Origin of the sequence: Roseicyclus marinus (assembly GCF_036322625.1) — a bacterium.
GTDB lineage: Bacteria > Pseudomonadota > Alphaproteobacteria > Rhodobacterales > Rhodobacteraceae > Roseicyclus > Roseicyclus marinus_A.
On sequence record NZ_AP027266.1, the window covers coordinates 2,141,103 to 2,163,919 of the forward strand.

General features: G+C 67.2%; 25 protein-coding genes. 8 read left to right on the forward strand and 17 right to left on the reverse strand.

Translation table 11 applies throughout. The features are described 5' to 3' along the window. Positions 1-134: 134 nt before the first annotated feature. From AABA51_RS10205 to AABA51_RS10235, 7 genes are all read left to right on the forward strand, one after another. The gene (locus tag AABA51_RS10205; RefSeq protein WP_338271677.1) at positions 135-980 is read left to right on the forward strand and encodes an AAA family ATPase; all 846 of its coding nucleotides are present in this window, start codon (positions 135-137) and stop codon (positions 978-980) included. 211 nt (positions 981-1,191) lie between these two features. Further along, on the forward strand, positions 1,192-2,571 hold the full coding sequence (locus tag AABA51_RS10210; protein WP_425328803.1) for a DUF2927 domain-containing protein: 1,380 nt from the start codon (positions 1,192-1,194) through the stop codon (positions 2,569-2,571). 25 nt (positions 2,572-2,596) lie between these two features. Then, positions 2,597-2,761, forward strand: a complete 165-nt coding sequence (locus AABA51_RS10215; protein ID WP_277827445.1) for a hypothetical protein — start codon at positions 2,597-2,599, stop codon at positions 2,759-2,761. A gap of 16 nt (positions 2,762-2,777) precedes the next feature. Beyond that, the gene (locus tag AABA51_RS10220; protein ID WP_338271679.1) at positions 2,778-3,962 is read left to right on the forward strand and encodes a vWA domain-containing protein; all 1,185 of its coding nucleotides are present in this window, start codon (positions 2,778-2,780) and stop codon (positions 3,960-3,962) included. After that, positions 3,959-4,306 carry a hypothetical protein gene (locus tag AABA51_RS10225; RefSeq protein WP_338271680.1) on the forward strand — a complete coding sequence of 116 codons (348 nt, stop codon included), beginning with the start codon at positions 3,959-3,961 and terminating at the stop codon, positions 4,304-4,306. The genes AABA51_RS10220 and AABA51_RS10225 overlap by 4 nt, the downstream gene beginning before the upstream one ends. Continuing rightward, on the forward strand, positions 4,303-4,899 hold the full coding sequence (locus AABA51_RS10230; protein ID WP_338271682.1) for a DedA family protein: 597 nt from the start codon (positions 4,303-4,305) through the stop codon (positions 4,897-4,899). The genes AABA51_RS10225 and AABA51_RS10230 overlap by 4 nt, the downstream gene beginning before the upstream one ends. Positions 4,900-4,942: 43 nt before the next feature. Then, entirely contained in the window at positions 4,943-5,641 is a 699-nt protein-coding gene (locus AABA51_RS10235; RefSeq protein WP_338271684.1) for a M48 family metalloprotease, read from the forward strand. A gap of 73 nt (positions 5,642-5,714) precedes the next feature. Here the strand turns inward: AABA51_RS10235 and AABA51_RS10240 are convergent, their stop codons facing one another. The 9 genes from AABA51_RS10240 to AABA51_RS10280 form a co-directional block, all read right to left on the reverse strand. Next, positions 5,715-6,257, reverse strand: coding sequence for an RSP_2648 family PIN domain-containing protein (locus AABA51_RS10240; RefSeq protein ID WP_338276528.1), 543 nt, complete (start codon positions 6,255-6,257; stop codon positions 5,715-5,717). A gap of 2 nt (positions 6,258-6,259) precedes the next feature. Continuing rightward, on the reverse strand, positions 6,260-7,462 hold the full coding sequence (locus tag AABA51_RS10245) for an RSP_2647 family RNA methyltransferase (RefSeq protein ID WP_338276530.1): 1,203 nt from the start codon (positions 7,460-7,462) through the stop codon (positions 6,260-6,262). A 43-nt stretch (positions 7,463-7,505) separates the two neighbouring features. Further along, complete coding sequence (locus AABA51_RS10250) at positions 7,506-8,138, reverse strand: DUF6778 family protein (protein WP_338271685.1); 633 nt, start codon at positions 8,136-8,138, stop codon at positions 7,506-7,508. Between the two features lie 189 nt (positions 8,139-8,327). Beyond that, complete coding sequence (locus AABA51_RS10255) at positions 8,328-9,089, reverse strand: HpcH/HpaI aldolase family protein (protein ID WP_338271687.1); 762 nt, start codon at positions 9,087-9,089, stop codon at positions 8,328-8,330. A gap of 90 nt (positions 9,090-9,179) precedes the next feature. Further along, positions 9,180-10,220 (reverse strand): FliM/FliN family flagellar motor switch protein, encoded by a 1,041-nt coding sequence (locus AABA51_RS10260; protein ID WP_338271688.1) that lies wholly within the window; start codon positions 10,218-10,220, stop codon positions 9,180-9,182. 81 nt (positions 10,221-10,301) lie between these two features. Beyond that, the gene (locus tag AABA51_RS10265) at positions 10,302-12,986 is read right to left on the reverse strand and encodes an ATP-binding protein (protein ID WP_338271689.1); all 2,685 of its coding nucleotides are present in this window, start codon (positions 12,984-12,986) and stop codon (positions 10,302-10,304) included. Continuing rightward, the gene (locus tag AABA51_RS10270) at positions 12,986-13,273 is read right to left on the reverse strand and encodes a hypothetical protein (protein ID WP_338271690.1); all 288 of its coding nucleotides are present in this window, start codon (positions 13,271-13,273) and stop codon (positions 12,986-12,988) included. Before AABA51_RS10270 ends, AABA51_RS10265 begins: the two co-directional genes overlap by 1 nt. 10 nt (positions 13,274-13,283) lie before the next feature. Next, positions 13,284-13,679 (reverse strand): response regulator transcription factor, encoded by a 396-nt coding sequence (locus tag AABA51_RS10275; RefSeq protein ID WP_338271691.1) that lies wholly within the window; start codon positions 13,677-13,679, stop codon positions 13,284-13,286. Positions 13,680-13,835: 156 nt separating this feature from the next. Beyond that, positions 13,836-15,152: a helix-turn-helix transcriptional regulator gene (locus AABA51_RS10280; protein ID WP_338271693.1), complete on the reverse strand. Its 1,317-nt coding sequence runs from the start codon at positions 15,150-15,152 to the stop codon at positions 13,836-13,838. A gap of 193 nt (positions 15,153-15,345) precedes the next feature. Between AABA51_RS10280 and AABA51_RS10285 the strand changes: the two genes are divergently transcribed. Next, positions 15,346-15,654 (forward strand): hypothetical protein, encoded by a 309-nt coding sequence (locus tag AABA51_RS10285; RefSeq protein WP_338271695.1) that lies wholly within the window; start codon positions 15,346-15,348, stop codon positions 15,652-15,654. A gap of 60 nt (positions 15,655-15,714) precedes the next feature. Here the strand turns inward: AABA51_RS10285 and AABA51_RS10290 are convergent, their stop codons facing one another. The 8 genes from AABA51_RS10290 to AABA51_RS10325 are packed head-to-tail and all read right to left on the reverse strand — an operon-like array spanning position 15,715 to position 22,804. Continuing rightward, a complete protein-coding gene (locus AABA51_RS10290; RefSeq protein WP_338271697.1) occupies positions 15,715-16,698 on the reverse strand; it encodes an ABC transporter substrate-binding protein in 984 nt (327 codons plus the stop codon). 53 nt (positions 16,699-16,751) lie between these two features. Further along, positions 16,752-17,669, reverse strand: a complete 918-nt coding sequence (locus AABA51_RS10295) for an ABC transporter permease (protein WP_338271698.1) — start codon at positions 17,667-17,669, stop codon at positions 16,752-16,754. After that, entirely contained in the window at positions 17,666-18,655 is a 990-nt protein-coding gene (locus AABA51_RS10300) for an ABC transporter permease (protein WP_338271699.1), read from the reverse strand. Before AABA51_RS10300 ends, AABA51_RS10295 begins: the two co-directional genes overlap by 4 nt. Next, the gene (locus AABA51_RS10305) at positions 18,652-18,987 is read right to left on the reverse strand and encodes an EamA family transporter (protein ID WP_338271701.1); all 336 of its coding nucleotides are present in this window, start codon (positions 18,985-18,987) and stop codon (positions 18,652-18,654) included. The genes AABA51_RS10300 and AABA51_RS10305 overlap by 4 nt, the downstream gene beginning before the upstream one ends. 9 nt (positions 18,988-18,996) lie before the next feature. Beyond that, positions 18,997-19,791 (reverse strand): ABC transporter ATP-binding protein, encoded by a 795-nt coding sequence (locus AABA51_RS10310; RefSeq protein ID WP_338271703.1) that lies wholly within the window; start codon positions 19,789-19,791, stop codon positions 18,997-18,999. Positions 19,792-19,817: 26 nt separating this feature from the next. After that, on the reverse strand, positions 19,818-21,275 hold the full coding sequence (gene hydA, locus AABA51_RS10315; protein WP_338271704.1) for a dihydropyrimidinase: 1,458 nt from the start codon (positions 21,273-21,275) through the stop codon (positions 19,818-19,820). A gap of 24 nt (positions 21,276-21,299) precedes the next feature. Beyond that, positions 21,300-21,557: a hypothetical protein gene (locus AABA51_RS10320; RefSeq protein WP_338271705.1), complete on the reverse strand. Its 258-nt coding sequence runs from the start codon at positions 21,555-21,557 to the stop codon at positions 21,300-21,302. Further along, positions 21,554-22,804 (reverse strand): Zn-dependent hydrolase, encoded by a 1,251-nt coding sequence (locus AABA51_RS10325; RefSeq protein ID WP_338271708.1) that lies wholly within the window; start codon positions 22,802-22,804, stop codon positions 21,554-21,556. Before AABA51_RS10325 ends, AABA51_RS10320 begins: the two co-directional genes overlap by 4 nt. Positions 22,805-22,817 lie beyond the last annotated feature (13 nt).

Consider the following 22,817-nt stretch of genomic DNA (forward strand, 5'->3'; position numbering starts at 1 on the left):
GGCGCGTTCGCTTTCTAGGCAAGTTTTTCGAGGTCTGCTCGCCTTTTGAGCGAAACTCCATCGGCCCTGGCCGCAGCCCTTTCCCCGTCGGGCCCAAGCCGCTACCACTAAGACGGAAAACGGGAGATCGAGGCATGACCACACGGTTCGAAGGCAGCGAAAGCTATGTCGCCACCGAGGATCTGACCGTCGCCGTCAATGCGGCGGTGACGCTGGAGCGGCCCTTGCTGGTGAAGGGGGAACCGGGCACCGGCAAGACGGAACTGGCGCGGCAGGTCGCGGGCGCGCTGGGGCTGCCGATCCTCGAATGGCACATCAAGTCGACGACCCGCGCCCAGCAGGGATTGTACGAATATGACGCGGTCAGCCGCTTGCGCGACAGCCAGTTGGGGGATGCGCGCGTCAACGATGTGCGCAACTACATCCGCAAGGGGAAACTGTGGCAAGCCTTTGAGCAGGAAGGAAAATGTGTCCTGCTGATCGACGAGATCGACAAGGCCGACATCGAGTTCCCGAACGATCTTTTGCAAGAATTGGACCGGATGGAATTCTTCGTCTACGAGACGGGAGAAACGATCCGCGCCAAAACGCGACCCATCGTCATCATCACGTCGAACAACGAAAAGGAACTGCCCGACGCGTTCCTCAGGCGCTGTTTCTTTCACTACATCCGCTTTCCCGACATGGAGGTGATGAAGCGGATCGTCGAGGTGCATTTCCCCGGCATCAAGGCGCAGCTTCTGACCACGGCGCTGACGCAATTCTACGAAATCCGCGATCAGCAGGGGCTGAAGAAAAAGCCCTCCACATCCGAGGTTCTGGACTGGCTCAAGCTGCTTCTGGCCGAGGATCTGTCGCCCGAGGACCTCAAACGCGACGGCGCTTCGGCGCTGCCGAAGCTGCACGGGGCGCTGTTGAAGAACGAGCAGGACGTGGCCCTGTTCGAGCGTCTGGCCTTTCTCGCGCCGCGCCGAAGGTGAAGGAAGGGTAAAGAAATCGCGCCATTCCTTTCCAAAACGTGAAAGGATGGCACGTCTTTGCCGGCTCCGCAAAACTGCTCGTGCTTGACCGAATTGATGCCACAATCGGGCAGCAAGCTGGACCGGCAGATGACCACGTTCCGGGTCCTTGGGGGATTCTCATGACCATGCCTGTCCCGCGCCACGATGCGCCGAGCCGGTCCAGCCGCGCATGAGGTCCTTGCGCCTCCTTGTCCTGTCGGCGGCATCCGCGTGGGTCCTTGCGGGCTGCGTGGCCTCCAACGCGCCCTTGGGCGAGATGCCCGAACGCCGCATGCCGCCCGCGATCGCGCAGGCCGTGCCGGTGATGAACCAGTTCGGCGCGCCAGAGCCTGCGCCGGTGACGCGGTCCAATTCGCAGATCGCGGCGGATTTCCTTGAACTGTCGTTCCAGATGGAATCGGGGCGCGAGATCGCGCGGCTGTCGCGGTTCGAGGGGCCGGTCACCATCGCGGTGGTGCCGGGCGGTCCGGCGACGCTGTCGGCCGATCTGGACCGGCTGATCGACCGCTTGCGGCGCGAGGCGCGCATCGACATTCGCCGCGTCGCCCATGGGCAGGACGCCAACATCACCGTCGAGACCCTGCCACGCGACAGGATGCAGCGGATCGTGCCGGAGGCGGCCTGTTTCGTGGTGCCGCGCGTCACGTCATGGGCGGAATTCCGGCGGGCGCGCAATTCGCGGGACATGGATTGGACGACGCTGGAAACCCGCGACAGGGTCGCCGTTTTCCTGCCCAATGACGTGGCCCCCCAAGAGGTGCGCGATTGCCTGCACGAGGAAGTGGCACAGGCGCTGGGGCCGCTCAACGACCTGTATCGCCTGCCCGATTCCATCTTCAACGACGACAATTTCCATGCCGTGCTGACCGGTTTCGACATGCTGATCCTGCGCGCCTATTACGATCCGGCCATCCGGTCGGGCATGACGCGGGCCGAGGTGGCGGCGGTGTTGCCGGGCATTCTGGCGCGGATCAATCCGCGTGGACAGGTCGGGGGCGGTGCGGGTGCCGAGGTGGCGACCCCGCGCGCCTGGATCGAGGCGGTCGAGACCGCGCTTGGCCCCGGCACGCGGGACGGGTTGCGCGTGGCCGCCGCCGAGCGCGCCGTCGCCATCGCGCAGGCCGAGGGGCTGACGGATTCACGGCTGGCCTTCAGCTATTTCGCGCTGGGGCGTCTGGCGCTTGGCATCGATGTGGAACGGTCGGTGAATGCGTTCCTCGCCGCCTCGGAGCTTTATGACCGGATCGCGCCGGGGGGTATCCATGCGGCGCATATCGACATGCAGCTGGCCGCCTTTGCGCTCAGTTCGGGGCGGGCGGAAGATGCGCTGAGCCTGTCGGGGCGCGCGATGCCGGCTGCCACGCGGGCGCAGAACGCGGCGCTCTTGTCGACGCTCCTGATGATCCGGGCCGAGGCGCTGGAGGCGCTTGGCCGCGCATCGGAGGCGCGTCAGGTCCGGCTCGACAGCCTTGCCTGGGGTCGTTATGGCTTCGGCAATTCCGCGGTGGTGGGTGCGCGCCTGACAGAGGTTGCCGCATTGTCGCCGTGACAGGAAACCGGGCGGGGCAAAAGGCATGTTGAACTTGATCGGAGGGGCCTGCGGCATCGCGCTGGGTCTGATCGTGGCGCGGCGCAAGGGCGGCAACAGGCTGGACCTGCTGCATTACGCCACGATCTTCGGCATCATCGGCTTCACGATCGGGGCTTTCGCGATGCTTGTGATCCCCGCGCCCGCCTGACATCCTGCGGGGCAAGATGTTCCTGCCCTTTTTCGAAACCCTGCGCGCTGCCCGTATTCCCGTCTCCTTGCGGGAATACCTGAGCTTTCTTGAAGGGGTGTCGCGGGGGCTGGTGACCTATGATGTGGACGGGTTCTATTACCTGGCGCGCGCGGCCATGGTGAAGGACGAGCGCCACATGGACCGGTTCGACCAGTGTTTCGCCCATGCCTTTGGCGGGTTGGAGCAGATCACGCCCGAACAGGTGCTGGAAGCTGCGGAAATTCCGCCCGAATGGCTGGAAAAGCTGGCCGAAAAGCACCTGACGCCCGAGGAACGCGCCGAGATCAAGGCGCTGGGCGGGTTCGACAAGCTGATGGAGACGCTGCGCGAGCGCCTGCGCGAACAAGAGGGCCGCCACCAGGGCGGCAACAAGTGGATCGGCACGGCGGGCACATCGCCCTTTGGCGCCTATGGCTACAATCCCGAAGGGGTGCGGATCGGCCAGGCCGAGTCCCGCCACCGCCGCGCGGTCAAGGTCTGGGACAAGCGCGAATTCCGGGATTTCGCGGGCGACGTGGAACTGGGCACGCGCAACATCAAGGTGGCGCTGAAACGGCTGCGGCAATGGGCGCGCGACGGCGCGGCGGAGGAGCTGGACCTGGACGGGACGATCCGGGCCACTGCCGAACAGGGCTGGCTGGACGTCAAGACCCGGCCCGAGCGGCGCAACGCGGTCAAGGTGATCCTGTTTCTCGACGTGGGCGGGTCGATGGACGACCATATCAAGGTGGTGGAGGAATTGTTTTCCGCCGCCCGCGCCGAATTCAAGCATCTGGAACATTACTATTTCCACAATTGCCTGTACGAAAGCGTCTGGCGCGACAACCGCAGGCGCTGGACCGAGCAGATCCCGACCCATGAGGTGATGAACACCTATGGGTCCGATTACAAATGCATCTTTGTCGGCGATGCGGCCATGTCGCCCTACGAGATCGCCTTTGCGGGCGGGGCGAACGAGCATTGGAACGAGGAGGCGGGCCAGGTCTGGCTGGAGCGGGCGCGCACGCAATGGCCCGACCATCTGTGGATCAATCCCACGCCCGAAAAGCTGTGGGGCTATACGCAATCCATCGGCATGATCCGCGAGATTTTCGAGGGGCGCATGGTGCCCATGACGCTTGAGGGGCTGGACCGGGGGATGCGGGAGCTGGGCCGATGAGCGCGCGGCGCGGGGCGCTGGGATATCTGTGGGCGCATCATCGCTGGGCGAGCATTGGCTTTGCCGGGGCGCTGATCGTGGCGCTGGTTTTCGCGGTGCGGCTGACGCTTTTCACGATCTACTGGGCCGATCCCGCCCACCGCGACCAGGCCATCGAAGGGTGGATGACGCCGCGCTATATCGCGCGATCCCATGACGTGGAGCTTGATGTCATAAGGGCGGCCCTGCCCATCGCGCCGTCCGCGCGCAGTACGTTGAACGATATCGCGGCCGAGACAAGCGTGCCGATCGAGGTGTTGATCGGTCACATCGAGGATGCGATCCCCGCGGCGGGCCCGCCGTGACCGAAGCGATCCTTGGGCTTGTGCCGAGTTATGGCTTGATCCTCGTGGCGCTTGGCACCTTTTTCTCCTGCCTTGCGCTGCCGGTGCCCAGTTCGCTGATCATGCTGTCGGCGGGGGGCTTTGCGGCGGCGGGCGATCTGGTTCTGTGGCAGGTCTGGGCGATTGCCTTGATCGGGGCGGTTGCGGGCGATCAGGCGGGATACCTGGTGGGGCGTCATGCGCTGGGGCGGTTCGGGGGGCGCAAGCTGTCGCCGCGCCAGGCCGTGCTGATGGCGCGCGCAAAGGACAAGCTGCACGAGAATGCGGAAAAGGCTGTGTTTTTCAGCCGGTGGCTGGTGTCGCCGCTGGGCCCTTATGTCAATTTCGCGGGCGGGGCTGCGCGGATCGACTGGCGGGCGTTTACCCGCGCGGGGGTGGCGGGCGAGACCCTTTGGGTCACGCTTTACGTGGGTCTGGGCGCGCTTTTCGCCGATGACATCCTGGCGCTGGGGGAGATGCTTGGCACTGCCTCGGGGCTGTTGGCGGCGCTCGCGGTGACGGGGGGATTGGGCCTGTGGCTGCGTGCCGCGCTGCATGAGCGCAAGGCCAGATGACAAGGCCGTTGCCCCGGCCCCGGGCCCGCCCCATATCCAGACCATGTTGAAGCTGACCCCGATCCTTTTGGCCATCGGCTATGCGCTGGTGATGTATCAATTCTCGGCCTGGCGCACCAAGCGGGAGCTCGATGCGCGCTCGACCGAGCTGGCCGATCCGCGCCTGCGCGGGCTGATGGCGCGCATGGCCGAGGCGCTGGGGATCGAGCGGGTGCGCGTGCATATCTACGAAGTGGCGCCGGTGAACGGGCTGGCCGCGCCCGATGGGCGGATTTTCCTGACGCGGGGCTTTTACGACAAGTATCGGGCGGGCGAGGTCACGGGCGAGGAATTGGCCAGTGTCGTGGCCCATGAGCTGGGCCATGTGGCGCTGGGGCATTCGCGCCGCCGGATGATCGATTTTTCCGGCCAGAACGCGGTGCGGGTGGCGCTGGCCACCGTGCTGGGGCGGATCGTGCCGGGGGTGGGCGTGTGGATCGCGAACATGCTTGCGGGGCTGTTGGCGGCACGGTTGAGCCGTCAGGACGAATACGAGGCCGATGCCTATGCCGCGGCCCTGCTGACCAAGGCGGGGATCGGCACGGGGCCGCAGAAATCGCTGTTCCTCAAGCTCGAGGGGCTGGCGGGCATGGGCGGGCGGGGAATGCCCGCATGGCTGATGAGCCATCCCAAGACCGAAGACCGCGTGCGCGCCATCGAGGCGCTGGAAGCCCGCTGGGCCAAGGAATTGCCGCCGGAGTGAGGGGGCGTTTTCCCGGGGGAAACGTCTTGGAAATCCCGGGATTTCCAGGACGGAAAACGCGCGTTTTCCGCGCCTAGCCCAAAGCCTTGGCCAGCCGCGGCAGGCGGGCCCGTTTGAGAAGCGCGCGTTTGTCGAGGCTTGCACCCGAGAGCTGCTCGGCCTTGGCATGGACGCTGCCCACGACCGGGGCCACGCGGTCCGGATGGGCAAGCCACAGGTCATGGAGCGTCGCATCGGGATGGAGCGCCCGGACCCCCTGCCCCATCAATTCGCGGGCAGGAAAATCGCGCAGGTTCAAGGTGATGATCGCCTCGGCCTGTCCGGTGATCGCGGTGGCCAGCACATGGACATCGCCGCTGTCGGGCAGCCAGAGGCGCGCCTCCAGCCCCGGATCGGCGGGGAGCCTCGCCTTGGGAAAGGCCAGCGCCAGTGCCGCGATGTCGCCGCGCGCCAAGGCTTCGTCGACCGCGCCCCCGTGGCGGGCGGCGGTGCGGGCCCATTCCTCGAGCAGGCGGTCGGACCAGAGCGGTTCGATCAGGCCTGCGCGCGCCACCCCCAGCACGATCTCGCGAAGGACGGTCGGATAGAGCACGCAGGCGTCGATCACCGCCCGCAGGGTCATGGCATCAGGTGGAAGGCCAGCGCCTTGAGATAGCCCGTTTCGGTGAGCGCGGGGTGCTGCGGATGGTCGGGGCCGGCAAAGCCCGTGTGGATCAGGCGCGGCTCGCCCCCGGCCCTGCCGATCCCGCGCAGGCAGGCGGCGCGGAATTTCGACAGGTCGGCGGCATGGGAACAGGAACACAGGATCAGCGTGCCGCCGGGTTCCACGAGCGCGGTGGCCAGACGGGCCACGCGTTCATAGGCGCGCAAGCCCGCTTCGAGCGCCGTCTTGCCGGGGGCAAAGGCGGGCGGGTCGCAGATGACGAGGTCGAACCGCGCGCCTTCGGCGGCCAGCGCCTCCATCTCGGTGAAGGCATCGCCGCGCCGCGTGGTGAAGCGATCGGCAACGCCCATGGCAACGGCCCCCTCTTGGGCGAGCGCCAGCGCGGGTTCGGAGCCGTCGACGGCCACGGCCCTGTCCGCCCCCGCCGCAAGGCAGGCCAGCGCGAAGCCGCCCACATGGGAAAACACGTCGAGCACGCGCGCGCCCCGCGCCAGCCGCGCGGCAAAGGCATGGTTGTCGCGCTGGTCGTAGAACAGGCCCGTTTTCTGCCCGCCCATCACATCGGCCATGTAGGTCGCGCCATTCATCGGCACGGGGATGGCGGAGGCGGGGGCCGCACCGGCCAGAACCGCCGTCACCTCGGGCAGGCCTTCGGCCAGACGGGCGCGGCCGGTGCCGTTCTTGATCAGATTGGTGCAGCCGGTGGCCGAAAGGAGCGTCTGGGCGATCATATCCTCGCGCTCTTCGAGCCAGATCGCATTGGGCTGCATCACGAGCGTATCGCCGAAACGGTCGACGATCAGGCCGGGCAACCCGTCGCCTTCGGCATGGATCAGGCGGTAGAAGGGCGCGTCAAAAGCCCGTTGCCGGAGCGCCAGCGCCGCCCCGATCCGGGCCGAGAGCCAATCGGCATCGATCACGGCATCGGGGTTGCGATCCAGAAGGCGCAGGCCGATCTTGGCCTCGATCGTGGCGACGCCAAGGCCGAGCGGTTGGCGTTCGGCATCTTCGAGCACGGCCAGGGCCCCGGCGGGGATGGCGCGCGAGCGACGGTCCAGAACGAGGTCATCCGCCCAGGCCCAGGGGGCGCCGTGGCGGATCTTGCGGGCATCTGCCTTGGGTTTCAGGCGCAGCACCGGATGGGAATGGGGGGACATGGTCATGCCCCCCCTCTATCCTTGCGCGGGCGTCAGTGGAAGATCAGTTCTGCGCCTGCGCCACGGCGAGAAGATCGGCGGCAGGCACGGGGAATTCGGCGCGCGCCCAGCCTTGCAGCCGTTCGATGACCCGGGTGCGCTGGGTGATGCCCTGTGCCTCTTCGTCGAGCGCGGCCTGACCACCGGCCACGCGATAGGTCAGATCGACGGGGCGCGGGCCGGACAGGATCTCGCCGGTTTCGGCATGGGTGACGGTGAGGGTGAAGACGAATTCATGCGAACCGCCGATCGTGTAGCGGGCAAGCTCGCTCACGGCGTGGAATTGCTGCAGCTCGATGGTGACGATGACCGGGGTCGAGGCGCCGTCGCGCGGGCGCAGGACGGGGGCCAGTGCCGATGTCATCAGGGCATCGACCTGGTCATAACGGTCGCCCAACGGATCGCCGCGCCAGACGATATCGGCGTTGGGGCGGATCGAATTCGCCTCGGACACGGTGAGCGTGCGGGGCACATCGACGCGCAGATCCACGATGGACCAATCCTGTCTTGGCCCCTCGAGCACGGGCGAGACGGTTTCGAGGGTGACGTTGCGCGACACGCCGGACGGGGCGGAGCAGGCCGAAAGACCCGCAAGAGCCGCGAGGATCAGGGTGGTTTTCAACAAGCTGCGCATCATGGCCGTGCCTCCTTGCCGCTTTGGGCGGCTTGATCGGATGATGGGATCGATTGGGGGCAATCTCGGCCGGCAGGGCGGCGAAAGAAGGGTCGGCTGGCGGCACCGCAGCGGAATTCCGGCGGTGATTTCAAGTCCGCTTTGTGACGATTCTTCGGCGGATGGCCGGACAGCGCCGGGGCGGATGGGCCCTCAATCGGGCGCAAGCCCTGCCTTGGCGGCCCGTGCGCCTGCGATGATCCAGGCCTGTTCGGAGGCGACGAACCAGAGGTTCACCCCGTGCTTGGCCAGCGCGTGCCCGGCGGGGGCATCCGTGACGAAGGTCGCATAGCCCTTGCCCGCGGCTTTTGCCGCCTGCCCCACGCGGGCAAAGGCGTCGTGGAGTTCGGGGCTGGATTGGTCGGTCTTGCCCAAGGCCACGGACAGGTCGGCCGGGCCGAGAAAGAGCGCGTCGATCCCGTCGGTGGCCGCGATGGCGGGGGCGGCGGCGACGGCGTCCGGGTCTTCGATCTGGGCGATGACCACGGTTTCGTGTTCGGAGCGCGCCAGAAGATCGGCCATGTTCGTGCCGCCAAGACCCGCCCAGCGCGTCGATCCGGCAAAGCCGCGCCCGTCGGGGCCGAAGCGGGCGGCGCGGGCCACCCGTGCGGCCATGGCGGCATCGGTCACATGCGGCACGACCACCCCGGTCGCCCCCATGTCGAGCGCTGCCCCGATGTGGTCGGGCGCGGCGGAGGGCACGCGCACCAGAAGGGGAAAGCCGGTCGCGCGGGCCAAGGCGCCACAGGCATTGATGGCGGCCCGGTCGAAGGGGCCATGTTCCGCGTCGAGGCAGACGAAATCGAGCCCGGCGTGGATCAGCACCTCGAGCACGTCGAGCGCGGGCGTTTTCATGAAGGTGCCGACGAGGGGCTCGCCGCCCCGAAGGGCGCGCCGGAATGTCGTGTGACGCATGTGGTGATCCCCTGTCCGCAACGGCTGCGGGCAGAGTGCAACCCGGAGGCGGGCTTTGCAATCCTGCGCGGGGGATGGCGGGGGACGGGGTCAGCCGGGGACGGCGGGGATACCGGGGACGGCAGCGGAGGGGGGGCGTGCGGGCGTAGTGGCCGGATCGGGCGGGTGGGGTCCCGCCTGCGGTGTGGCCGCGGCCTGAGGGCGGGCGGGGGCCGGATCGGCCGGGTCGGTTGTGCCGCCCTCCTGCGCAGCGAGGCAGATCGCCCGTCGCCCGCCCTTGCGGCCAAGTCGACCCCTGGCCAAGGCCCGCCCCCCGCGCGTTTCCAGCGTGACGGAGTGAAGATCGGCGGGATCGAAGCGGATGAGATCGCCGGGGGCGAGGCCCTGCACCTCGGCCAAGGGGCGGCGCAGGCGGAGCAAGACCGCCTCGAGCGGCAGTTCGAGAGCCTCGAGGATGCGGGTGCGGGCCGCGACCCAGGCCGGATCGGCGGCGGGCGCGGGGCTGGCCGGATCGCCCGTGAGGGTCGCATCGGTGACGGGCAGGACCAGCCGCACGGGCGCGCGACGGGCGACCCCGTCAAAGCCGACATCGGCCGACAGGAGACGATAGCGCCCCTCGGGCAGGAGCAGACCCACCTGCCCCCGATCCTTGACACGGTTGGCATAGGTGAAGCGCGCAGGCCAGTCGCGACCGGGGATGCCGGTCAATTCGCGGCCGAGCGCCGCGAGGGCCAGATCGACGAAATCGCGGGCCAAAGCCTCGTCTATGCGGGTGACGGGGCGCACCGGCCCCTCGGTCGGTTCGACGCGGCCCGTGGTCTGCACCTCGACCAGCGCATCGACAAGGCCGGGACCGAGCGCGATCAGCCCCGAAAGGCCGGTCGCATCCTCGATCACGGCCAGAAGGCCCTGATCGGGGAGCGCGGGGAGCGCGCCATCGAGATCGACCGCCCCCCCGAGCGCGCAGGCATCGGGCAGGATGCCCAGGCCCTCGAACGGGACGGCGGCATGGCGCAGCGCGCGCCCGAGGGCGCGGGCGGCAAGGGGCGCCGGATCGGGCCTGTCGGCGGGGGGTTTTCGACAGGCCGCGATCTTGCGGCGCAGGACGCTGGGGTCGACGGGGGATGGCATGGTGGGACAGGGATCTCGGGCCGGGGTGCAAACAGGGCCCGAGCCTGCCACGCGGGCGCTTAACGAAAGGTGAAGGGCGCCTCAGGCCGCGCGCAGGGCGCGGGCGGGCAGACGCACCCGGAAGCGCACGCCGCTTTCGCTGGGCACGTAGCTGAGCCCGCCGCCAAGACGCGCCATGATCTCGCGGCTGATGGCGAGCCCGAGGCCTGCCCCCGGCGCCCCCCTTGCGGTATCGGCGCGGGCGAATTTCTCGAAGATCAGGGCGCGCTGCCCGCTGGGAATGCCGGTGCCATTGTCGACGAATTCCACCTCCACGCGCCCGGGGCGCTGCTGGACAGCGATGGTGAGTTCGGGCGCGTCGGCATCGCAATATTTCTGCGCGTTCGAGATCAGGTTGATGAAGACCTGCGCAAGGCGGTCGGCATCGGTCCAGAGGGTCACCGCCTCGGCGGCGGGATCGCGGCGGATGGCCAGACGCCCTGTGCCGGTCTGCGCCCCCGCCGAGCGGATCGCGCGGTCCAGCACATCGCCGAGGCTTGTCTCGCCCTCGTGGAGCGTCACGCGGCCATGTTCGAGAACGGCCAGATCGAGGAGATCATCGAGAAGCCGCGTGAGCCGCAGGCTTTCGTCATGGATGATGCGCGAGAACCGCGCTCGGGCGGCATCGTCGACGGGATCGGCCTGCATCAGGATTTCGGAAAAGGCCCGGATCGAGGTCATGGGCGTGCGCAATTCATGGCTGATCTGGCCAAGAAAGGCGTCCTTTTGCCGGGACAATTCGGTGAGCTTGGCATTGGCTTCGCGCAGGCGGGCGGCGGTCTGGGCGAGTTCGGTGGATTTCGCCTCGAGCTGGCTGGAATATTCCATGATCTGGGCGGTTTCATCGGCCACGGCCAGAAGATCGCGGACCGACACGCTGGCCCCGCCGATGATCTGGGCGACCATGGCATGGGCGGTGGCGGCGCCCACGGAACCGGCCATCTCGCGTTCCAGCCGCTGCAGGAAATCGGGCGTCAATTCGGGCAGGCCGCCGGTGCGCCCCTGCGCCTCGGCCGCCGATTGGAAGAGCCGCCCGGCCCGGCCCGCCCCAAGGATGCGTTGGGCCATGATCAACAGGTCATCGGCCATGCCCACCGCGCCTTGCCAGCCGTAGAGCGGGCGGGAATGGTCATAGACATTGACGAATTGCGCGCCCTGCAGGCGTTCGAGCGGGCCGGGAAAGGACAGGAGCGAGCCGAGGATGAACAGCAGCGTATTGACCCCGAGCGAGAGGATCATCGCGGTCAGGAGCGGATCGGTCGCCTGCAGGCCCAAGGGGGTGGCGGGGCTGAGCCAGCCGATGCCGAAGGGGCCCGCCTGAAGCACGGGCGCGATCAGGCCGCCGGTTTCGGCGACATTGGGGATGAGCAAAAGCCATGCCCAGATCGCAAAGCCCGAGCCGATGCCCAGCGCCGCCCCGATCCGGGTCGCCCCCCGCCACAAGATCCCCCCCAGAAGCGCGGGCAGGATCTGCGCCACGCCCAGAAAGGCGATCAGCCCGATATCGGCCAGCGCATCCGCCCCGCCCGACAGCCGGTAATAGCCATAGCCCAGGAACAGGACGCCGCCGATCGACAGGCGCCGCGCCATCAGCGCCACGCGCCGCATGTCGCCCGACATCGGATCGTCGTGGCGCGTCAGGCGCAGCCAGAGCGGCATGATGATATGGTTGGACAGCATCGTGGACAGGGCCAGCGCGGCCACGATGACCATCGAGGTGGCGGCGGAAAACCCGCCCAGAAAGACCAGAAGCGCCAACCCCTCCTGCCCGAGGGTGAGGGGCAGGGTCAGCACGAAGAGATCGGGGTTGCTCGAGGTGCCAAAGGTTTCGAGCCCCACGACGGCGATGGGCACGACGAACAGGCTGATGAGCAGCAGGTAGAGCGGAAAGGCCCAAGCCGCCGTGGCCAGATGGCGTTCGTCGGAATTTTCCACCACGAGAACCTGGAACATGCGCGGCAGGCACAAGATGGCCGTGCCCGCGAGCACGGTCAGCCCCAGCCAGCGCGCCCCGTTCCAGCTGGCCTGAGAGACGGGGCTCGCTTCGATCCGGGCGAGCATGTCGACAGGTCCGTCCGCGACCCCCCAGACCACGAAGATGCCCACGGCAAGGATCGCGGTCAGCTTGACGATCGCCTCGAGCGCGATGGCCGAGACGAGGCCGGGATGGCGTTCGTTCACGTCGAGCGAGCGTGTTCCGAAGATGATGGTGAAGAGCGCGAGACCGGCGGCGACCCAGATCGCGGTCTGGTCGGCATCGGGTGTGCCGAAAGCCCCGGGGCTTGCGAAGACGGAAAAGGAGAGCGTGACCGATTGCAGCTGCAGCGCGATATAGGGGGTTGCCCCCAGCACCGAGAGGGCCGTGACCAGCGCCGCAAGCGCGCCCGATTTGCCGTAGCGGCTGGAAATCATGTCGGCGATGGAGGTGATCCGCTGCGCGCGCCCGATCCGCACCATTTTCCTGAGCAGCCAGAACCAGCCGATGAAGATCAGCGTCGGCCCGAGATAGATCGTGAGAAATTCAAGACCCGTGCGCACCGCCGATCCGACCGCGCCGTAGAATGTCCAGGCGGTGGTGTAGATCGACAGGGACAGCGTGTAGGTGATGGGCGAATTGAGCCAGCCCGCCTTGCCTTCGGCGGCGCGTTTCTCGGCCAGAAAGGCGATGCCGAACAGCATCAGCACATAGAGCACGCAGACCGCGACAAGACCGTCGAAGCTGAGCATCAGCTGCCCCCTTCGCGGTCGGGGACGGGCGGCGCGGCGGTCGGGTCGGGGCGGTCGGTGCGCATCAGCGCCTGCGACAGGATACCGGCCAGAACGATCAGACCCAGCCAGACGCTGAAATAATAGATGAGCCAGCCCGACAGAAGGCCGCTGCCTGCCGGATCCTCGCCGCGGATGAAGCTGGGACCGAAGAAGAGCACGAGGCCCAGAACCGGCAAGAGCCGCGCGGCATCTTGCAGGCGCGCCTGCCGGTAGGTCCGACGTTCGAGGAAGAGCCGCCGCGGCACGAGGGTCGCCCTAGCCCGCGCCGCGCGCCCGGTCGAGCGCACCCGCAGCCAGCTGCTCGATGGTGGCCACGAGATCGGCGTTCGAAAAGGGTTTGGTCAGGTAGGCCGAGGCCCCCAGTTCCAGCGCGGTGTCGCGGTCGCGCGCCTGGCCCCGGGCGGTCAGCATCAAGACCGGAAGATGCTCGGTCCGGGGATCGGCGCGCAGGTCGCGCAGGATGTCGAGACCCGAGCGCCCCGGCAGCATCACGTCCAGCACCACGATATCGGGAATGATCCGGCGCACCGCGTCAAAGGCGGTTGCGCCATTGCCATGGCCCTGCACGTCCCATCCCGCACGGGACAGGATGAAGGTGATGGCCTCGAGGATGTTTCCCTCATCCTCGATCAACAGGATCCGTCCGCCCACGGCTGTCCTCCCTCCGCCTTGGGTTGAGGGAGTGTGCAGCGCGGCGGGGAATTAGGCAATGGGCATGACGGCGGGCATGACGGCGCGGCGCGATGGCGTGTCGGACCGGGCCTGTTCCGCCCCCAGCCGCCCCCAGCCACGGTGCGGGGCCGGGCGTCAGCGGCGCGCGGGGCAGTCGCGCCTTGGGCAGAGGTGGCAGCCTGGACCAGCGGCGATGGCGTCCCCCGCAGTTCCGGGCGGGGCAGGCGCGACCAGCATCACCGCCTGCATCACCGGCACCGCGCCGAACCCCGCAGGGGCCACGGGTTGGCTGACGGCCCAGGCCCGGAAGCGCGCGCCTTGCGGCATCTCGATCAGCGCCGCTTCGGGCTGGCCGGGGCGCGACAGGGCGCGATAGAGCGGCCAGAGCGGGCAGCCCGCCCCGAAGCGCGGGATGGAAAAGGCCGTCAGGCGACGGCGGAAGATGAGCGCACCCGCCGCATCGCAGACCGCAAGACCGAAGGGCGGCGCGCCCTCGCCCGTCATGGTCTGCCGGGGCAGCGTGGCCAGACGGCGCAGGACCAGCGCGACATCCCCCTGCCCCAGGTGCAAGAGCGCGGCCGGGTCATGGCCGGACGCCTCGGCGGCGGGTTGGATCACGGCGAGCGGCAGGCGCGCGGCATCGGCCGCATAGGCCCGCAGCCAGCGTTCGGCCAAGGCCCGCGTGGCGGGATCATCCATCCCCGCCGCCCGACCGAGCACGGCGGGGATCGCCGCCGCGCCCATCGTCTCGATCCGGGGGAAATGATGATCGGCGGCTTCGAACATCGCCTCCACCGTCTCGATGGGGGTGGAGGCCGCGCGCGGGCCGGTTTCCTCCTCCGCCTCGAAATGGCCCAGAAGGGCCGTGGCCCTGAGCGACAGGCGCTCGGCCTCTTCGTGGAGGTTGCGGTGAAAGCGGGTGCGCCATGCCGGGTCGATGTCGGGTTCGCGCACGAGGATGTCGGCGGTCGAGCGGATGGCCGCGACTGTCGAGAGAACCTCGTGCATCGCATCGGCCAGCACCGGATCATGGCCGAGCCGGTCGCGCAACCCTTCGACCAGGGCCTCGAGGCCGGCGTTGCGGCGCTGTTGGGCGGCAATCAGGCCGGCCCAGCCGGGAAAGCGGCCTGCCAGTTCATCGATCCGGTCGGTTTCGGGGGCGGGGCCGAAGCTGGTGGGCAGCGCCGCCGCCGAGGACTGCAGGGCATCTTGCAGGCTCGCATCCGCCCCTTCGGAGAGATGCGCAGGCTCCACCGCCAAGGCGCGGGCGATGGAAACCAGAAGCTTGCCCCCGATCCGGCGCCGATTGTGTTCGATCAGGTTGAGATAGGAGGGCGAGATCGCGACCTGCCGGGCGAGATCGGCCTGTTTCAGTCCCATGACCAGACGCCGCTCGCGGATGCGGGAGCCGGTCAATTGCGCGCGGCGCGGTGTGGGGCTGGCCTGAACCATGGGGCGACCTGTGCGGGCGGGGGCCCGTTTGACAGGAAAATCCATGTTAGAACGGGGTTTGTCCAGAGATTTACAAGCGCCCCGCCCGCGCGCGCCCGCAAAATGCGGGGCAATTGACGGGTCGGGTTGGCGGGGGCGGGGTGCGGCTGGCATCTTGTGGGCGGTGGGGGCCGTTCCGGAACGGAGGCCCGAGATGGTGAATGTCAGTCTTGCCCCGGTGGCGCAGAGCCTTGGGGCGCAGACGCCCGCGACACAGGAGGCGGCGCGGCCGGCCGATGGCGGGGGCGCGCCGGCGGGGGGCTTGCCCGACCTGGGGGCGCAGGCGGTCACGGCCGCGACCAAGGGCAAGGCGGCGCGCCATGATCCGGCCCCCCTGCCGCCCGCAAGGCCCCTGCCCGCGCCGATCAAGGGATTGGGGGTCTTGCCGCTCGACACGCGGCAGGTGGGCGATCAGGACCGGCCCGATGGCGGCCTGCGGCCCGCGCTGGACCTGCGGCGGTGAAACGCGCACGGCCCCGGAGGGGTCCGGGGCCGTGGCAAGGGCTTGTGGATCGGGGCGGGCTCAGTTGCCCAAGGCCGCCTCGGTCACGGCATGGGTCCATGCGCCCATGGGCTCGGTGGTGATGACGGCATCGCCGCCTTCGAGAAGGGTGCGCACGGTGCGCTCGTAGCTTTCGACATCGAGCGTGCCGTTGCCGCCTTCGACGAGCAGCGCGACTTCGCCCATCATGCGGAGCTGGTGCTGTTCGGTCTGGGCGCCGGTTTCATCGTAGTCGAGCACGATCATCGCGGCTTCGGTCGGGTTGGCGGCGGCCCATTCCCAGCCGCGCATGGAGGCGCGGACGAAGCGGACCATCTTGTCGAAGAAGGCGGGATCATCGAGATTTTCCTCGAGCACCCAGATCCCGTCTTCGAGCGTGTCGACGCCGTAATCGGAATAGCGGAAGGTCACCAGTTCCTCGGGCGAGACGCCGGCATCGATGATCTGCCAGTATTCGTTGTAGGTCATGGTCGAGATGCAATCGGCCTGACGCTGGAGAAGCGGATCGACGTTGAAGCCTGCCTGCAGGAGCGTGACGCCGTTTTCCGACCCGTCGACCGGGATGCCCAGCTGGTTCATCCAGCCCATGAACGGATATTCGTTGCCGAAGAACCAATGCGCGACCGTATGGCCCGCCAGATCGGCAGGTTCGGCGATGCCCGCATCGGCCCAGCACGACAGCATCAGGCCCGAGCGCACGAAGGGCTGGGCGATGTTCACGACGGGCAGGCCGCGTTCACGGGCGGCAAGGGCCGAGGGCATCCAGTTGAGCATGGCATCCGCGCCGCCACCGGCCAGAACCTGCGGGGGGGCGATGTCGGGGCCGCCGGGCAGGATGGTGACATCGAGGTTTTCTTCCTCGTAATAGCCGTTCTCGAGCGCGACGTAATAGCCCGCGAACTGGGATTGGGTGACCCATTGCAGTTGCAGGCGCACCTCGTCCTGCGCCTGTGCCGTGGTGGCGGCGAGGCCAAGGGCGATGGCCGGGATCAATGTCTTTTTCATCTTGGTTCTCCTGTTGGTCGTGGTCTTGGTCTTGGTCTTGGTCGTTCGTGCCGTCACCCGCGCCGTTGCGAGGGATGCCAGAAGGTCAGCCGTTTCTCGATCAGGGCCACGAGGCCGTAAAAGCCCGAGCCCGCAAGCGCCGCCACCGCGATTTCCGCCCAGACCATATCCATGGCAAGGCGTCCCATCTCGATCTTGATGCGAAAGCCCATGCCGACGGTGGGAGAGCCGAAAAATTCGGCAACGATGGCCCCGATGAGCGCAAGGGTCGTGCAGATCTTCAACCCGTTGAAGATGAAGGGCATGGCGGTGGGCAGGCGCAGTTTGACGAGCGTCTGGCCGTAGCTGGCGGCATAGGTGCGCATCAGGTCGCGCTGCATCTGGTCGCTGGCTTTCAGCCCCTGCACGCAATTCACGAGCATGGGGAAAAAGACCATGGCGACCACGACCGCGGATTTGGATTGCCAGCCAAAGCCGAACCACATGACGAAGATGGGGGCGGTGCCGACGATGGGGAGCGCCGCGATGAAATTGCCGACGGGCAAAAGCCCCTTTTGCAAGAAGGGGGAGCGGTCGACGGCCAAGGCCGCGAGAAAGGCCGCGCCGCAGCCCATGATGTAGCCCGCAAGCGCGCCCTTGAGGATGGTCTGCTGGAAATCGGCCCAAAGGGTTGCTGTTTCCGTTACCATGCGCGCCCAGATCGCGGAGGGCGCAGGCAGGATGACGAAGGAGATGTCGTAGAGCTGCACCGCCATTTCCCAGAGCGCCAGAAGCGTCACCCCGAAGATGAGGGGGACGAGGAACCGGCTGCCCCTGCCCCGCGCGCGGTCGGCGAGGGTGGCGTTGAGCGCCCATGCGCCGAACCAGACGGCAAGGATGAGGGCCAGCCGCGTATCGGTGAGCGCTGCAAGGGCAATGAGGGCGGCGCCAAGGGCGGGCAGGCCCCACGGGGGGATGGCGGTCGCTTTCATGGCCGCGCCCCCATGCGTCTGAGGACGAGCTTTTCCAGCGCGCCGAGCAAGATCACGAGCGCCGCCGCACAGATCGCCGCCATGAAGAGCGCCGACCAGATCTGGATCGTCTGGCCGTAATAGCTGCCCGTCAAAAGCCGCGCGCCAAGGCCGAAGCGCGCGCCGGTGGGCAATTCGGCGACGATCGTGCCGACAAGTGCCGCCGCGATCGAGACCTTGAGCGAGGTGAAGAGGAAGGGCACCGAGGCCGGCAGGCGCAGTTTCCAGAAGGTCTGTCCCCGGCTGGCCGACCATGTGCGCATCAGGTCGAGGTCCATCGCATTGGGGCTGCGCAGGCCCGCCACCATGCCGACAACGACGGGAAAGAAGCTGAGATAGGAGGAGATCAGCGCCTTGGGCACCAGAAGCTTGGTATCCTCGGAGATCCAGCCTTGATCGACCGCGTTGTTGAGCGCGGGCAGGTTCGAGACCACGACGACGATGATGGGCGCGATGGCAAGGATCGGGATGGTCTGGCTGGCGATGGCCCAGGGCATGACGCTCATGTCCATGGCGCGCGAATGCACAATGCCCACGGCCAGGAGGATGCCGAGGAAACTGCCGATGCCAAAGCCCAGGATCGTGGGCCAGAGCGTGTGATAGGCGTGAAAGATCAGGTTGCGGGGATTGCCCTGCATCTCGCCCCGGCGTTCCCGCATGATCGGTTCGCCCGCCGTGGTGGACCAGAGTTCATTGAACACCTGGTGCGGCGTGGGCAGGACGGGGCGTTCCTGGTTCATGGTGGCGGCGACGATCTCCATCGTCGTCATCTCGAGGTTCTGGCGCGCAATCTGGTCGAGCGTCCAGGCGCGGTTCATCATCACGCTGGCCGCATACCAGATCGCCACGATGGCCAGAACGATGGTCAGGACAGGCAGGACGGCCGAGGCCAGCGCCGAAAGCGCGCCGGGGGCGCGCGGGCGGGCGGTATCGGCCAGGGCGCTCATCCCTGCCCCCGGTGCGGCCAGACGATCAGCGCGACCGCCACGATGCCAAGCGCCAGCCCCGCGGCCTGTTGCAACGTCGGACGTTCGCCAAAGACGGTCAGGCCAACGGCGCTGGCCAGCACCAGTTGCAGGACGGCCGAGACGGAAATGGCGACCGCCATCCCGCTTTCGCGCATGAGCCGCACCATCATCAGATTGCCCAGCGTGTAGAGGCAAAGCGCGATGAGCAGCACCCAGAATTTCGAATTGTCGACATAGTGGCGGAGCGTGGCGCTGGCCGCCAGAAAGACCAGCATCGCCCCGCCAAGCCAAAGGGTCAGTCCCGCGCTCATGCTATCCCCTCAATCGTCATAGGCGTGACCTGCGCGCAGCCCTTCGCGGACGCGATGGGCGATGGCGAGGAATTCGGGCGTGTCGCGGATATCGAGCGGGCGCTCGCGCGGCAGATCGCTTTCGATCACATCGGTGATGCGCCCCGGACGCGGCGACATGACGACGATCTTGGTGGACAGGTAGACCGCCTCGGGGATCGAATGGGTGACGAAGCCGATGGTTTTCTCGGTCCGCGCCCAGAGCTTGAGAAGCTGTTCGTTCAGGTGGTCGCGCACGATCTCGTCGAGCGCGCCGAAGGGTTCGTCCATCAGCAGGATATCGGCGTCGAAGGCGAGCGCGCGGGCGATGGAGGCGCGCTGCTGCATGCCCCCCGAAAGCTGCCAGGGAAATTTCTTGCCGAACCCTGCAAGATCAACAAGTTGCAGCACGTTGTTCACGCGCTTTTCCTGTTCGGCCCGATCAAAGCCCATGATCTCGAGCGGCAGGGCGATGTTCTTTTCGATCGTGCGCCACGGGTAAAGGCCCGCCGCCTGAAAGACATAGCCATAGGCGCGGTTCAGGCGCGCCTCTTCGGGGGACATGCCGTTGACGGTGATCGTGCCGCCCGTGGGATGTTCGAGCGCCGCGATGACCCGCAAAAACGTGGTCTTGCCGCAGCCCGAGGGGCCGATGAAGCTGACGAAATCGCCCTTGTCGATGGTGAGGGAGACATCGCGGAGCGCCTGCACCGGGCCATCGGCGGTCTGGAACACCAGATCGAGGTTTTCTGCCGCGATCACGGGGCTTTGCGGGGCGGTATTCATCTTGGTTGCGCGCGCGGCTTGGGCCATCACACCCCCGTTGCGGGAATGCCCGTCCGTTCCACGGGCCGGGGCGCGGTGAGATCTTTCCACGTCGAGAGCGCGCGGTTGACCGTGCCGTTGCCGGGGCGCTTGACAAATTGGCCATGCCCTTCTTGGGTGCGGATTTCGCCGTCATGGACGGCCACATGGCCACGGGTGAGCGTGAAGCGCGGCAGGCCCTTGACCTTGTGCCCTTCGAAGACGTTGTAATCGATGGCCGATTGCTGGCTGCCCGCCGTGATCGTCTTTTCCTTGGTCGGGTCCCAGACGACGATATCGGCATCGGCACCGACCAGGATCGCGCCCTTTTTCGGGTAGCAATTCAGGATCTTGGCGATATTCGTTGAGGTGATCGCCACGAATTCGTTGGGCGTGATCCGGCCCGTCGCCACCCCATGCGTCCAGAGCATCGGCATCCGGTCCTCGAGCCCGCCGGTGCCATTGGGGATCTTGGAGAAATCGCCGATCCCGTAGCGTTTCTGCTCGGTGGTGAAGGCGCAATGGTCCGTCGCCACGACCGAGAGCGAGCCCGACATGAGGCCCGCCCAGAGGCTGTCCTGATGCTTCTTGTTGCGGAAGGGCGGCGACATCACGCGGCGCGCGGCATGGTCCCAATCGGGGTGGAAATATTCGCTTTCATCAAGTGTCAGGTGCTGGATCAGCGGCTCGCCCCAGACACGTTTGCCCAGGGACCGCGCGCGCCGGATCGCCTCATGCGCATCCTCGGAGGAAACGTGAACGACGTAGAGCGGCACGCCCGCCATGTCGGCGATCATGATGGCGCGGTTCGTCGCCTCCCCCTCGACTTGCGCGGGGCGGGAATAGGCATGCGCCTCGGGGCCGGTATTGCCCTCGGCCAGAAGCTTGGCGGTCAGTTCGGCCACCACATCGCCGTTTTCGGCATGGACCATGGCGATCCCGCCCAGTTCCGCCAAGCGGTTGAAGGAGGCGAACAGCTCATCGTCATTGACCATGAGCGCGCCCTTGTAGGCCATGAAATGCTTGAAGGTGTTGATCCCGCGATCCTCGATCACGGTCTTCATCTCGTCGAACACCTGCTCGCCCCACCAGGTCACGGCCATGTGGTAGGAATAGTCGCAATTGGCGCGGCCCGCCTTGTTGTCCCACATCTGGAGCGCGTCGAGCAGGCCCTGACCGGGCGAGGGCAGCGCGAAATCCACGACCATCGTGGTCCCGCCCGACAGGGCCGCGCGGGTGCCGGATTCAAAGTCATCGGCGGAATAGGTGCCCATGAAAGGCATTTCGAGATGGGTATGGGGGTCGATGCCGCCCGGCATGACATAGGCGCCCGTGGCATCGAGCACCGTGTCGCCCGAAAGGTTCGGACCGATCTCGGTGATGCGGCCGCCCTCGATGCGGACATCGGCCGCGTAGCTCAGATCGCCGGTGACGATCGTGCCGCCCTTGATAACCGTGCTGCTCATCGTTTTCCCCCGTTTGGCGTGGTGTCAGGTCGTGGGTGTCCGGACGCAGATCATCCGGTTGTCGCGCGTCATCAGCGGCAGGAAGGTGGTCTCCACCCGCCCCTCGTAGCGGTACCAGTAGCAGCCGTCGCTTTCGATGCGCACCTGCGTCAGGTCCTGACCGGGCGCAGCCAGCGCGCGCACCTCTTCGCTCAACTCCTCGGTCTGGCCGTCGGGCGTCGTCGTGGCACAGGCCGACAGGACGAGAATTCCGGCCAGACCGGCCATGCGCATCAGGATCATTCGACAATCTCCGCAGTGTCCACGACAGCGTGGAACAGGACGTTGCAGCCGGCAGCGGCCCATTCGGGGCTGATCTCCTCGGCTTCGTTATGGGACAGCCCGTCGACACAGGGGCACATAACCATGGCCGTGGGCGCAAGGTCATTGATCCAGCAGGCGTCATGGCCCGCGCCCGAGACGATGTCCATGTGGGAATATCCAAGGCGCTCGGCGGCTTGGCGGATGGTGTTCACGCAGCCCTCGTCAAAGGCGGGCGGATCGAACTGACCAACGATCCTGGCCTCGAAGTTCACGCCGATCCCCTCGCAGAGCGCGGGGGCGCGGTCGAGCAATTCGTCGACCATGGCGTTGAGCTTGTCCAGAAGATGGCTGCGCATGTCGACGGTAAAGACGACCTTGCCGGGGATGATGTTGCGCGAGTTGGGGTAGACATCGATATGGCCGATGGCCCCCACCGCGCCCGGCTGGTTCTTCATCGCGATCTCGTGGACCAGTTCGGTCACAAGCGCGAGGCCCCGTCCCGCGTTCTTGCGCATGTGCATGGGGGTGGAGCCTGTGTGGCTTTCCTTGCCCGTCACGGTGCATTCGATCCAGCGCAGGCCCTGCCCATGGGTGACGACGCCGATATCCTTGCCCTCGGCCTCGAGGATCGGGCCCTGTTCGATGTGGAGTTCGAACATCGCATGCATCTTGCGCGCGCCGACGGGTTCGGAGCCTTTCCAGCCGATTCGCTCCAGCTCGTCGCCGAAGCGTTTGCCCTTGGCATCCACCCGATCATAGGCCCAGTCGAGCGTATGCCGCCCCGCGAAAACGCCCGAGGCAAGCATGGCGGGGGCAAAGCGCGTGCCTTCCTCGTTCGTCCAGTTGACGACGACGATGGGGTGTTTGGTCTTGATGTTCAGATCGTTGAGGGTGCGGATGACCTCAAGCCCGCCCAGAACACCCAGAACCCCGTCGTATTTGCCGCCCGTGGGCTGGGTGTCGAGGTGGCTGCCGACATAGACCGGCAGGGCATCCGGGTCGGTGCCTTCGCGGCGAGCGAACATGTTGCCGATCTGGTCTACGCCCATGGTGCAGCCTGCAGCCTCGCACCAGGATTGAAAGAGCGCGCGACCCTCGGCATCCTCGTCGGTCAGGGTCTGGCGGTTGTTGCCGCCCGCCACACCCGGCCCGATCCTGGCCATATCCATCAGCGAATTCCACAGCCGTTCGCCGTCGATCCTCATGTTCTCGGCTGGTGCCGGCATGGATGATCCTTCC